The sequence below is a fragment of the Bifidobacterium callitrichidarum genome (assembly GCF_003129905.1).
GTDB lineage: Bacteria > Actinomycetota > Actinomycetes > Actinomycetales > Bifidobacteriaceae > Bifidobacterium > Bifidobacterium callitrichidarum.
In genome coordinates, this window is record NZ_QFFM01000002.1 from 110,137 (window position 1) to 121,704 (window position 11,568).

General features: G+C 57.3%; 11 protein-coding genes and 3 pseudogenes. 3 read left to right on the forward strand and 11 right to left on the reverse strand.

The annotated features are described in order from the left end of the window. Positions 1 to 211 precede the first annotated feature (211 nt). Entirely contained in the window at positions 212 to 1,603 is a 1,392-nt protein-coding gene (locus DF196_RS01255) for an MATE family efflux transporter (RefSeq protein ID WP_109056119.1), read from the forward strand. Positions 1,604 to 1,713: 110 nt separating this feature from the next. On the opposite strand, the pseudogene DF196_RS13735 reads toward DF196_RS01255, so the two are convergent. From DF196_RS13735 to DF196_RS13745, 4 genes and pseudogenes are all read right to left on the reverse strand, one after another. Further along, positions 1,714 to 1,851: pseudogene (locus DF196_RS13735) on the reverse strand (deoxyribonuclease IV); the annotation flags it as partial. A 16-nt stretch (positions 1,852 to 1,867) separates the two neighbouring features. Next, a pseudogene (locus DF196_RS13740) lies at positions 1,868 to 3,832 on the reverse strand (DEAD/DEAH box helicase family protein). Positions 3,833 to 3,918: 86 nt separating this feature from the next. Next, the gene (locus tag DF196_RS14155; RefSeq protein ID WP_421728440.1) at positions 3,919 to 4,911 is read right to left on the reverse strand and encodes a TOTE conflict system archaeo-eukaryotic primase domain-containing protein; all 993 of its coding nucleotides are present in this window, start codon (positions 4,909 to 4,911) and stop codon (positions 3,919 to 3,921) included. A gap of 120 nt (positions 4,912 to 5,031) precedes the next feature. After that, positions 5,032 to 5,463: pseudogene (locus DF196_RS13745) on the reverse strand (VOC family protein); the annotation flags it as partial. 309 nt (positions 5,464 to 5,772) lie between these two features. Here DF196_RS13745 and DF196_RS01280 point away from each other — a divergent pair. Both DF196_RS01280 and DF196_RS01285 read left to right on the forward strand, forming a co-directional pair. After that, on the forward strand, positions 5,773 to 6,066 hold the full coding sequence (locus DF196_RS01280) for a helix-turn-helix domain-containing protein (protein ID WP_109056123.1): 294 nt from the start codon (positions 5,773 to 5,775) through the stop codon (positions 6,064 to 6,066). 6 nt (positions 6,067 to 6,072) lie between these two features. Beyond that, positions 6,073 to 7,293, forward strand: coding sequence for a type II toxin-antitoxin system HipA family toxin (locus DF196_RS01285; protein ID WP_109056124.1), 1,221 nt, complete (start codon positions 6,073 to 6,075; stop codon positions 7,291 to 7,293). Positions 7,294 to 7,511: 218 nt separating this feature from the next. Here DF196_RS01285 and DF196_RS01290 read toward each other — a convergent pair whose 3' ends face one another. The 7 genes from DF196_RS01290 to DF196_RS13370 all read right to left on the reverse strand — a co-directional run bounded on the left by DF196_RS01290 (position 7,512) and on the right by DF196_RS13370 (position 11,563). Continuing rightward, positions 7,512 to 8,219 (reverse strand): SOS response-associated peptidase, encoded by a 708-nt coding sequence (locus DF196_RS01290; protein WP_109056125.1) that lies wholly within the window; start codon positions 8,217 to 8,219, stop codon positions 7,512 to 7,514. 87 nt (positions 8,220 to 8,306) lie between these two features. Continuing rightward, a complete protein-coding gene (locus DF196_RS01295; RefSeq protein WP_109056126.1) occupies positions 8,307 to 8,606 on the reverse strand; it encodes a DUF2316 family protein in 300 nt (99 codons plus the stop codon). A gap of 143 nt (positions 8,607 to 8,749) precedes the next feature. After that, positions 8,750 to 9,172: a hypothetical protein gene (locus tag DF196_RS01300; RefSeq protein WP_146194644.1), complete on the reverse strand. Its 423-nt coding sequence runs from the start codon at positions 9,170 to 9,172 to the stop codon at positions 8,750 to 8,752. Positions 9,173 to 9,540: 368 nt separating this feature from the next. Then, positions 9,541 to 10,029 carry a GNAT family N-acetyltransferase gene (locus tag DF196_RS01305; RefSeq protein ID WP_109056128.1) on the reverse strand — a complete coding sequence of 163 codons (489 nt, stop codon included), beginning with the start codon at positions 10,027 to 10,029 and terminating at the stop codon, positions 9,541 to 9,543. Between the two features lie 24 nt (positions 10,030 to 10,053). Beyond that, positions 10,054 to 10,431 (reverse strand): SdpI family protein, encoded by a 378-nt coding sequence (locus DF196_RS01310; protein ID WP_109056129.1) that lies wholly within the window; start codon positions 10,429 to 10,431, stop codon positions 10,054 to 10,056. A 14-nt stretch (positions 10,432 to 10,445) separates the two neighbouring features. Next, positions 10,446 to 10,790: a hypothetical protein gene (locus tag DF196_RS01315; protein ID WP_109056130.1), complete on the reverse strand. Its 345-nt coding sequence runs from the start codon at positions 10,788 to 10,790 to the stop codon at positions 10,446 to 10,448. Between the two features lie 98 nt (positions 10,791 to 10,888). Then, positions 10,889 to 11,563, reverse strand: coding sequence for an ABC transporter ATP-binding protein (locus DF196_RS13370; protein WP_158276227.1), 675 nt, complete (start codon positions 11,561 to 11,563; stop codon positions 10,889 to 10,891). Between the last annotated feature and the right edge of the window lie 5 nt (positions 11,564 to 11,568).

The window sequence follows — 11,568 nt, forward strand, 5'->3', positions numbered from 1 at the left end:
TGTGGACTCGATGGGACCATTCTTCGATTGGTCTCACCTTACTGTGCCGTAAGCAAGCGAACAGGCTAATCGGCAGTCCACCGACAAGCCACACGGCGTGTTGTTGTCCGCACTGTGGTTGGTAGCATGCCCGAGGTGATTCACGTAATGGGCGCTCATATACGTGCCCTCACCCACGATTCCGGATCGACGACAGATGGCAAGGAGCGGCATGGATAACGAACTGTTCGAGAAAGCCCCTATTCCGAAGGCGTATTTCTCGCTGGCCATGCCGGTGGTGCTCAGCATGCTGGTCACGTTGGTTTACAACATGATTGATACCTTTTTCATCGCGCACACCGGGGACACGAACATGGTGGCCGGCGTCTCCCTGACCGCGCCCGTGTTCACCGTGATGATCGCGCTCGGCGACATCTTCGGCCTCGGCGGCGCTTCCGTCATCTCACGACTGTTCGGACAGCACAAATACGCGGACGGCAAACGACTGAGTGTGTTCTGCTTCTACGCGGCCATCGTCACGGGCCTGCTCATCGTGGCCTTCGGCCTGCTGTTCCGGCCGCAGATGCTCACGTTACTCGGCGCGGACGGCAACACATGGCGGCATGCGTCCGATTTCTACACGCTGATCATCATCGGTTCGCCGTTCATCATCGTCTCCATGACGCCGACCAATCTGCTGCGCACGGAAGGCCACGCAGTGCAGTCCATGATCGGCTCAATCGCCGGCACGGCGGTCAACATCGTGCTCAATCCACTGTTCATCCACGTGTTCGGCTGGGGTGCCGCCGGATCGGCCGGCGCGACCGTAATCGCGAACATCTGCACCGACGTGTACTACATCTGGTTCCTCGTCTCATGCAGCCAAAACCTGTCTATCAATCCCAAGCTCATCCTCTCCCGCATCGGCCGCGCAATCAACATTGCCGGCCATGAGATCCGCGAAATCCTCGCCATCGGCATACCCGCAGCCATCACGAACTTGACGCAAAGCGTCGGCATCGTCATGGTCAACCTGTTCCTGCTCCCTTACGGCACCGACACGGTGGCCGCAATGGGCATCGCGCTCAAGATCATCATGATCGCCGTGCTCATCTTCGCGGGGTTCGCGTTCGGCGCGCAACCGCTCATCGGCTACAACTACGGTGCCCGCAACATGCCAAGGTTGCGCGCGATCATGCGGTTCTCGTATGCGTTCCTGTGCCTGTTCGCACTTGGCATGACCGTGGTGCTGAGCCTTGCCGATCGTATGCTGATGCGCTTCTTCATCGCCGACGAGACGATTGTGACGCTGGGCGCCGGCATGCTGCGCGTGCAGCTGCTGAGCCTGGTGTGCGTGGCGGTGGTGATGGTCGCGACATGCACGTTCCAGTCGGCAGGCAAGGCGCTCGGCGCGTTCGTGTTGTCCGTCAGCCGTCAGGGCGTGATGCTCGCCGTCACGTTGTTCGTCGGTTCGCGTCTGTTCGGCTATACAGGTGTGATTGCCGCGCAGACCATGGCCGATTTGCTCACCGCCGTGCTTGCGATCATCCTGTTCGTCGTCACACTGCTGCCGGAGCTGACGCCGGGATCTCCAGCGCGCAATGGGGCTCAACGCTCGCGGTAGACCTTTGTGTACGAACCTTCGGCGCGCGGACGTACGACGATGGAGTCGATGTCGATCATGTCCGTCTGGCTCAATGCCCAACGCACACATTCGGCGATGTCGCCGGCTGTGAGTGACTTGGACCGCTTGCTGTATGGCGAGCGCGGGAAGAACGCAAACGTGGTGCCGCCTTCATCGTGCGATCATTCGATGAGTTTGTTCCAGCCGCCACTGGTCGACAGGCGTAATCCGATGGAGAGTTTCGTCATGGTTGTTTTTCTTGGTTTATTCGTCCGTATCATTGAGCGTTTGTATCAGTTGCCGTGCCAGCGTCGGGTCGTGAAAGCGTAGCGAGCAGTCGTCGGGTTTCGTGTTGCCGAGTGGTTCGATGGTTCCGAACCAGATGAGTATGTCGTCAAATATGGCGAACACGTTGCATGATTCGACTGTATGCACTTGACAGCCTAATGCCTGTAGCCGTGTGACGTTTCGTTGTGTTCTTGCCCGTGACGTTTCGGTTGCCGTATTCGATTGTCGTACAGTGATAGTTATGGTCACTCCTCGATTAACCGCTTGCATGATCGCCTCATCAAACTGATTGATGCCGCGTTGCGAAAGGTAGTTTGCGTTAATGGTTATCGACCGGTTGCAGCGCATGATGTCGTTCCGGAACACGGTGAGGAAATCAACTGCGGTGACAATGGCGTTCTTTGCATCGGATTGGATGCTGTCGGCGGAGGTGAGCGCATGCGTACGGTTTAGCGAGGCGGCGGTTTTGGCTTGACGAAGCATGTTGTTGGAAAGTTTGTCTGCCAGCAGCGGTTCGTATCCTTGGCTGAGATAGGTTTTCAATCGTTTTCGGTACATGGTTGAGGACATTGGCACGGTCACGTCGATGTAGTCGTAGATGCGTACTTCTCGCTTGCCATCGTTGTCGCGATGGAGCCTGCCGATATATTGGGTGACCGCCGTTTCTACGGAGACCGGCGCGGCGAGCATGAGCGTGTCGAATCGCTTCTGGTCGAATCCTTCGCCGATGTAGCTGCCTGTCGCTACGACGGCAAGGCTTTCACTCGGGGGAATTTGGGTGACTTGTTGGAGTTTTTCTTGTCGTATGGTCTTTTGATCTGCGCCGTAGAGAAGAATCACGTGCCGGCAGCCACGACGTTGAAGGCCGTCGGAGAGCGCTCGCGCGTGTTCGATGCGTTTGGTGAGTACGAGCGGCGTTCTTCCTGCTTGGATGACGGTCATGGTGTCGTCGAGGATCATGTCGTTGCGTGGTTTGCTGTCGCATGCGGCTTGAAGATAGTCGTGGTAGGTGAATGGTTCGATGAGATCGAGGTTGTCTGTCGTGAAGCGGGGTATGAATCGTCGGGTGAACCGTTGCGCGGCCATCTGGTCTTTGACGTCGACGGTGTATCGGATTGGCCCGCATTGCATGATGGTGATGGGTTGCATGCCGTCATCTCGTTTGATTGTGCCGGTGAGTCCGTATACGTATGTTGCGGTGGTTGTGCGTGCGATGGCTTCGGTGTCCGCGGAGGCGACGTGGTGGCATTCGTCGAAGATCACCATGCCGTAGTTGTTGACCAAGTCTTTGACGTGTTTCTCGCCCGGTATGTCGCTTCGTTCGAACAGGGATTGTGCAAGTGCGATGTCGATGATGCCGTTTGCTTCGTTTCGTCCGGCTCCGATTTAACCGATGATGCTGGGTTGTTTGCGGCTGATGCGACCGGTTTTGGTCAGTTTCGGAGGCAGCGTCATATCGATGTCGAGGAATTGTTCGAGTCGTTCTTTCCACTGGTTCAGCAATGCTGATGAGCGCAGTACGATCAGCGTGCTGGTTTTGCGTTCGGCTATGAGGTTGGCGGCGATGACGGTTTTGCCGAAGCCGGTCGGCGCCAAGAGTATGCCGTTGTCGTGCGCAAGCAGGGATTGGGCCGCGGTGGACTGCTGTGGTTGAAGCGTACCGGTGAATTTCACACGAATGGGGTTTCCGACGTTGCGTTTGTCCGAATAGGTAACGTATGCTCCTGCGGAAGAAAGCAAGGACGCTAATTGGTCCTTGCATCCTCGTGGCAGGAGTATCGTGTCTTCGGTTTCTTCCCCGCGGTAGATGATGCGCGGTTTGTTGTATACGGGTTGGCGCATGGCTTGCGCCCGATAGAAGTCGGGGTTGGCAAATGCGGCAAGACGGCGTATCGCGTTGAGTGCCGCCGTCGTCATGCCGGTTTTGGGAATGGCAAGCATGTTACGTTCGATGATGTCGATGGTGTTCGGCACGTCGGACGATGTTATCGTATTCCGGGGCCGAGGATGTCCTGTTCGGGAATCGTCTAACTTGCTGTGGCCCTCATGCTTGTCCACACGCGCGGTCGTCGTGCTATGGTCGAAGTAGCGTTGGAAGTGTCAGCTGTTTTCTCAACGGTTGGGTTAATGAGTTTGCCCAACGGCCCGTTGAGTTTTGATGCCAGTGCGGAGATTGAACTGATTTGCTCTGAAGTTACCCGTTGGATTGATGACAGGAACGACCATTGGTCCTCGTACGGTTTGAATTGGTCATCCACGAATACGCTGTTGCCATTATCGCGCGCCTTGCGCTGCAAGGGCAAGGCAATCAGGTTGCCGAAACCTCCGGCGGGCATTGTGTCCTGATTGGGAAACATGCGATCATATGATCGGAACGCAATACGAGTCAGATCTGATGCTTGCGTCAAGAGTACGGAACCCATGTGCCTCGCCTGCGCCGCATCTACTTGTTCGGCAAAGAACAGCCACAGGTGTCCACCGTCTCCGGATCGGGAACGTTCCACGGCCGGCTGCAGGCCGTGCTGCTCACAGACTCGTCGGACTGCCGAGATCTCACGCATCCAGCCGTCATCATCGAAGTCAATGGCCAGAAACCAGACCTTCGAGTCTCTGGACATAGGATACAAGCCGACGACGTTGGTGAATCTGTCGTCGCGTTTGGTGAAATGGTCAAGGAGAACCTGATCGGTCAGAGGTTTGCATTGTCGCCGTTCCGGCGGAGTGGGGATGCGCTTGCCATCGGTCAGTTGAGTCCATTCGTTCGATGCAGCCGGGGCATATCCGATTTTGCCCGTCTTCTTGGAAACAAACCCATGCGCGTATACGTCATCACGGCCGCGGAACAATGATCGAAACAATCGTACTTTGCAGGCAGACGAACTATGCGCGGTGACATGTCCATTCCCGATATCGCTTTGTTTCGAAGAATCGGAAATCGTTTCCTGAACGTCCTGCATAGAACGATTCGACAATGGATCTTGCATCGTCGCAAGTGTTTGAAACTCCAACTCGCCTTGCATGTCGGAGACATGCCGCTTCGTGCCATTCGCCTTATCGTCCGATGCTGCATCTCTTGTTGAAGACGCCTCATCCGGAACGGCGTCATGCGATTGCGTTTGCCGTAAGGCGTCGGGCCAGCCGCTCCAGTCGGTGACGGCTTCGATGTTGTTGCCGTCCGGGTCGAGGACGAAGGCCGCATAGTATCCGGGATGATAGGCGCGTGGTCCGGGAGCGCCGTTGTCGCGTCCTCCAGCGGCGAGCGCCGCGGTGTAGAAGGCACAGACGGCGGCTGGACTGTCGGCGAGGAATGCGATGTGGGTGATCGGGCAGACCGGTGCTACGGTTGTTGCGTCTTGATCGGGGGTTGCGGTGCCATCCAGTTGGGTCGCTACGGCCGGCTCGTCTATTGGGGATACGTAGAAGTCGGAGTGGAGTGTGCCGTCGTTGGCGCCGAATCCGATGGTTGGTTCGTGATGGGCTTTGGCGATGTATCCGAGCGGTGCGAGCGCTTTCGTGTAGAATGCGATGCTGCGGTCGATGTTGCGCACCTTGAGCGTCAGATGATCAAGCATACTGTCACTGTAGCGCGGATGTTCCGCTTGTGCGTTCCGAAAGAACGCGGTTCCGGCTTCAAGCCTTTAGAAGCAGATACTGACAGATTGGCATCCAGCGTAATAGGAGGCAAATCATGGCGGGGAAGACGTTGGTCATCGTGGACGTGCAACCGACGTTCTGCGCGGTCGGTTGTTGCGTCAGCTCTAAAATCTGGGATCGAAAGTTACCCGGTTTCTTGATTTGATACATCTTTTATTAAATAACATGCAGTATATTAGTTATTATCTGTAATAAGGAATAATTTACTGTATATAGAAGAACTCGCAATGAAATACACCCCCACTGCAGTAAAACGCGACTTGAGAATCTTGGGAGAGCGCTTTTCCCAGCAACGTCGTCTGCTGTCGCTGACCGTCACCGACGTGGCGCAGCGTGCCGGAGTCAGCCCGACCACGGTATCGAATCTCGAGCAAGGGAAAGCGGTGCGTACCGACTCGTTGCTCAGCATTGCCCGCGTATTGCAGATGGCGGATGCGCTGGTTGCTTCATGCGACCCGTATTCGACAGATCTTGGCCGTCTCAGAGCGAACGAACAATTGCCCAAACGCGTGAGAAGGTGATGCGCCATGCCAGCACAAACCATTGAGGCCAAGGTTCTGACCACACTTGCGACCGGGACGGAAGTCACGGCCGGCACGTTGTACGCCGCCGGCGACGACCTATCGTTTCGATATGACGCGGATTACGCCGTCGCGCCACATTCCTTCGATATGTTCCCGTCACTGCCACGCTCGCTGGCTCCATTCTTCTTCGCCGGTCTAGGTCCGTTTTCGGATTGCGCTCCCGACCGCTGGGGACGCAAAATCTTCGCCCGCAGCCTGAAACGAACTCGGGTCAGCGAATCGGAATACCTATTCGGTGTCAATGACCTTACCCGGCAAGGAGCGGTCCGTTTCATCGTCGACGGCAAACCGGTTGCGGGAAACGAAGGCGTCCCCGTACTGGCCAATCTGCCGGAACTGCTGAACACCGCCGATGCGGTGGAGCAGAACCGTGAGGTGAGCGACATTTCGCTACGCAGACTGTATCGTGCGACCGGCTCGTTGGGCGGCGCCAGGCCGAAAGCCTCGGTATTTGATCGACAATCGCTGTGGCTGGCCAAGTTCCCTAAACCTAACGGCGACGATTGGGACGTCATCGGCTGGGAGGCAGTCACTCTGGAACTTGCGCGCATGATTGGCATACAGGTACCGGAACATCGCACTCTCACGGTGAACGATATTGAAGGAAGATCCAGAACCGTGCTGCTCACCAAACGATTCGACCGTGAGTCCGCATCGTCAGTGGATAGTATGACGAGAACGCCATATATGTCTGCGATGACCGCATTAGAAGCGGCTGATGGCGACGGCGGCGATTGGCTTGATCTGGCGGAATTCACTCGGCGAGCGGGCGGCGACACCATGGAATTATGGCATCGAGCCATGTTCGGCGCGGCAATCGGCAATCTGGACGATCATCTGCGTAATCACGGCTATTTACGTCGCGGCAATGCCTGGGAGTTGGCTCCGGCTTTCGATATGAATCCTGAACCATATGACGCAAAGGTAATGGACACGCATCAGATTGCGCTGTTCGGTGACGCCGAGGTCACTATGGACAAATTACGTTCCGACGATTGCCTCAGTCTGTTCGGAGTAAGCCGTAGACACGCTGAGCAATGGTCCGTGACACTGCGTTCGGTACTGTCGCAAGCGATATCGCGCGCCGCCATGCGTCATATCGATGCGCATTCCATCAACATGATGAACGGCCGGTTCGTTTCTGCAGTTGCGTCATTGCAATGACGATGCGGCCAGTTGCTTGTGCAACGGCAGGTGGGCTGACAGGGTCCACGTGGTGCCATGTTCGGTATGGTCGAGTGTGCCGCCGAGATGGTGGTTTCGTCAGTCAGATCGGTATCATCATTGGCATTGACGACCGGCGGCCGACTCCCGTCGAGAATACCGAGTATACGTCACTCTCCGCAAGCGGTGAGCATGACGATTCCTCTCGTCGTCCCGCATCAGAACAGACTAGGCGTTGGGACTTGCAGTAACGGCCGGGTCAGCGTAGAACCACCATCCTCTAGACCGAACGCGGGGACCTCATGGAAAGATAGCTTGCGGGACAATTCGGTGCCGTCCAACTGTATGTTCGTCATCAATGCCACACCGTCGACTGAACGATTGAGCCATACGCCGGCCATGTCGTGTGGTACGAGCAGCGGCATGCGGTCATGGACTGTGGCCGGGCCATCCACGGCCTTGCAGGTGAGAATTGTCGCGGTCAGCAGCCACGGTGTCAGGCCTTGCGATTGCGGAGCACGCCACCACGAGAATAGGCCGGCCAACAACAGTGTGGCGTCGTTCGGTGCGTGAAAATAGTACGGTCTGCGGCCGTGGAATTCGTAGTACCCGGAAGCGGGAATGATCGCGCGCATGGATTTGGCCGAGTCGGCGAACGTGGGTTTGACGCACGCGGATTCGATGCGCGCGTTGTATGTGGGATACGACAGGTCTTTGGTGGTGCTCCACGCCGGAAGCAGCGACCAGTATGCACCGGCCAGATGACGCCGGCCGTTCTCTCCCTGCGCCACGATGCCGATGGTCTGTTTGGGCTGGAAATTGTACGACGGCTGCGGAAGCGTGGCAGAATCCGTCTGGTCTTGCTCCACGTCGAATTGCTCCGCGATTGTATCCCAATCCAAATCAGCGGCAAAGCACCTGCACATGGCGTTCAGCGTATCATCTGACGCCCCGCAAGCCGGTTCCACACAGTCGTATCAACCGGAGCGGCACCATGAGTGCGGCAGTGCAACTCAATCGAGTCGGTTCGCGTCGATGACCCGGTCATCCAGGAACCAATAGTCGTGTGGGTCGCCGCGAAGCGCGCTGAACGGCACCGGCTCCACGCCAGCTGCGGCGGCCTTGTCGAGCAGATAGCGACGCACGATCCACGGGTACTCCAGGACACCGGACCTTAGCTCGATGATGCGCTCGACGGTCGCGCCGGAAACCCCGAAATCCGCTCCGATTTGCTCCACGGTCAATCCAAGCAGGGCCATGTTCTCGTGAAACTCACGGATGGTCGCCGCACGCTGTTCGGTCGTCAAAGACATGACGCACTCCCCCTATCAATCAGTGCAAAATCCATGTCCAATTTAGTCCTGAATCACGCTACATGTTGTACATAACGGCCTTTGGGCGCGATTGCGGGCAGTGCAGTCCGACTGATGTCGAATCCGTCCGGCTACCCGGCTTGCTATGCATGTTTGCGGGAATGCCGGTGGGTGATTTCCGCGGTCAGAACGCCAATCAGGATGATCACGGCCAACACCCAAGCCACGTATTGCAACAGTCTGACCTGAAACACCATGGCGACGATGAACAAGCAGCCCCATAGGTTGATGCCGAGAATGGCCAGCAGCTGTTCGCGCAAACGATCAGGCCTGCGCAACCGTTCATCGGACAGCGGATGGGCCGTTTCCCACCTGCGGCAAACGAAACCTCGAATCGCATACGCGATGGCCGCCAGCAATGCCAGACCGGCGGGCAGCATGATTGTCCAGAACGGTTTGCCCTGCCCGCCGTACCGGATGACGCCGCATGCGATGGCCGTGATGGAACACACCGCCAGAGTGAACGCGACGCCGAACGAACTCAGTTGCCGCTCACTGAACGCCATGCAGTGGGAGGTCTTCGAAGCGTTGTTTCCGTTCATGATCATCCGCCTCTTTCATCGCGGCACGCATACGTCATTACTATCATGACACGCTGCATTCAGCTCGGGAACTTGGTGTCAAGCGATTGCATGACAGTGCTGAGAAACCACATCTTTAGAGGGTTGGTTATCGGCAATAGGCGATTGGTTGCATACGCATTATGCGATGATACTGGTTTGTGTCCAGTAGACGGATATGACTCCAAGAACCACGCCTGTGGCATCCCTTATTCATGGACTCTGTCCCAATTGTCATTTCAGAGCATGTGAGTGGCGACGTAAGGAGTTCACACGAATGTCGACAATGGAGAACCGCCGTCGGTAGCCCTACATCAGTAGCTGATCATTTCGAGTTCCAGCCCCATGTCTTCGGTTTGGGTGCGGCCGGTCTCATGGAAGCCGACATGCCGGTAGAAGCCCTGCGCGTTGTCGTTGAACCCGGCGACCCACAACGCGAGCCGGTTATTGCCGATCGCCTGTTTGCCTGCCTCGACGAGCATGCGGCCGACGCCCCGCCTATGCCGGTCGGTCAACACGTATAGCGAGGCCAGTTCCGCCGCCTCGGGACGGTCAATCGGCGGACGCGGCGTACGCAATAGTTCCGCGAACCCGATCACATGATCGTCGTCAAGTGCCACCAGCACGACCTGATCGGGGTCCTTGGCGTGGGCTTCGGTGAGTTTCAGCGCGAATTGCGGGGTGATGGCGTCCACGATTTCCTGCGGGATATGCCCCTGGTTGAGTTCTCGCCATGTCTGGGACTGCACCTGCGCCTTCTCCTCGAACCATCGAGGTTCGATCGGAGCAATACTAATCGTCATGTCTATCCTTCCTTCCGACTATCTTCATATGTTCGATTCCAGGTAATGCCTTTTTGCGTCGCGATTCGCGATGGTCCCGCATGCGATAAGCCAAGCGACGAGCAGGACGGCAAGAGCGAGGAGTATCCACCACCAGATCATGTTCATGGTATTGATGTCGCGAGCCGCGATCATGCCAACCAGCACGTCCACCGGCATCAGAGCAACCAGAACGCCACTGCCGAGGAACACGAACGCATACTTCCGGTGTATGTATTCCCAAGTCCCATCCGAGGCGATGGTCCAACGGGTCTTGATACCGATTTGGTAATTCCGCTCCAGTTGACCGTTCTTCGCGAACCCGTACATGGAGAAACACCACCGGGCTATCAGCAGGAAAAGCACAATCAGACAAAGAAGCATACCCCCGAATCCTTTCAGCTAGTATGTCGTTTAAGGGATGTTTGCACTGCAATGATGCCGAACACGGACTGTACGCAGAACAGTCCCGTGAGGAATACGAACGTGGCGGGACGATATGTGCGGTAGAAATCAACCATGTCCGGTTGTGCGTATGGCATCGCGATGGTGTACACGCAGCCGGCGAGCAGAGCGACGGATAGCGAGCCAATCAGCAGTGTGATGACGGCGAAACGCAGCCGCCGCCGGTCTTCGCACGCATGCGCAAGCCAGCGAAACGCCAGCGTGACGCAAATGCTGACCAGCAGGTAGCACAGCAGCCCGTACGTGGGCAGCATGTCGATGATGAGTAGCGTGTCCATTGTTGACTTCTTTTCTATTTGGTATGGCTCATTCAACCCGTTAGCAAAGGCACAGGCAACGTCATGTCAAGCGATCGCATGACAGCGGCGCAGTTTCTTCAGAGGAATGCGCCGTCTCGCATGGTGAGGGTGGTGTCGCACTGGGCTGCGACTCGTGGGTCGTGTGTGGCGAGGATGAGTGTGGTGCCTTGTTTGCATTGCGCGAGGAGCGTGGTCATGATGGTGTCGGCGGTGTGCGTGTCGAGTGCGGCTGTGGGTTCGTCGGCGATGATGATGGCTGGGTGCATCACGGTCGCCCTAGCGATGGCGATGCGTTGTTGTTCGCCGCCGGACAGTTGCCGGGGCATGCGTCGTGCCTTGCCGGCGAGGCCCACCTGTTCCAGTGCGGCCGTGGCGCGTTGCCTGCGTTCGGCGCGTCCGATCCTGGGGTTCGCGTATTCCACGGGGATGGCGACGTTGACCCATGCCGGTTCGTCTTCGAGGGATCGCGTAGTCCTGCGGGATGAAGCCGAACATGCGGTTGCGCCATGCGGAACGGTCCGTGTCGTTTTCCGGTGCCGGGCGTCCCTGCAGGAACAGGGAGCCGGAGGGGGTTTCATGGACAGTCCGATCATGCGCAGCAGGGTGGATTTGCCGCATCCGGATGGTCCCATGATGGCTATCGACTCCCCGGCCGAGGCGTGCAGGGATATGTCGTGCACGGCGAGGAGCTGTGCTTGCCCGTCCGTGTATCGTTTGGTCAGGTGTCGGGCGTCTATGGTCGTCTGTGGCATTGCCG

Coding starts and splice junctions, on each gene's coding strand:
- DF196_RS01255 (WP_109056119.1), top strand. CDS start 212: ATGGATAACGAACTGTTCGAGAAAGCCCCTATTCCGAAGGCGTATTTC.
- DF196_RS14155 (WP_421728440.1), bottom strand. CDS start 4,911: ATGCAAGGCGAGTTGGAGTTTCAAACACTTGCGACGATGCAAGATCCA.
- DF196_RS01280 (WP_109056123.1), top strand. CDS start 5,773: ATGAAATACACCCCCACTGCAGTAAAACGCGACTTGAGAATCTTGGGA.
- DF196_RS01285 (WP_109056124.1), top strand. CDS start 6,073: ATGCCAGCACAAACCATTGAGGCCAAGGTTCTGACCACACTTGCGACC.
- DF196_RS01290 (WP_109056125.1), bottom strand. CDS start 8,219: ATGTGCAGGTGCTTTGCCGCTGATTTGGATTGGGATACAATCGCGGAG.
- DF196_RS01295 (WP_109056126.1), bottom strand. CDS start 8,606: ATGTCTTTGACGACCGAACAGCGTGCGGCGACCATCCGTGAGTTTCAC.
- DF196_RS01300 (WP_146194644.1), bottom strand. CDS start 9,172: ATGGCGTTCAGTGAGCGGCAACTGAGTTCGTTCGGCGTCGCGTTCACT.
- DF196_RS01305 (WP_109056128.1), bottom strand. CDS start 10,029: ATGACGATTAGTATTGCTCCGATCGAACCTCGATGGTTCGAGGAGAAG.
- DF196_RS01310 (WP_109056129.1), bottom strand. CDS start 10,431: ATGCTTCTTTGTCTGATTGTGCTTTTCCTGCTGATAGCCCGGTGGTGT.
- DF196_RS01315 (WP_109056130.1), bottom strand. CDS start 10,790: ATGGACACGCTACTCATCATCGACATGCTGCCCACGTACGGGCTGCTG.
- DF196_RS13370 (WP_158276227.1), bottom strand. CDS start 11,563: ATGCCACAGACGACCATAGACGCCCGACACCTGACCAAACGATACACG.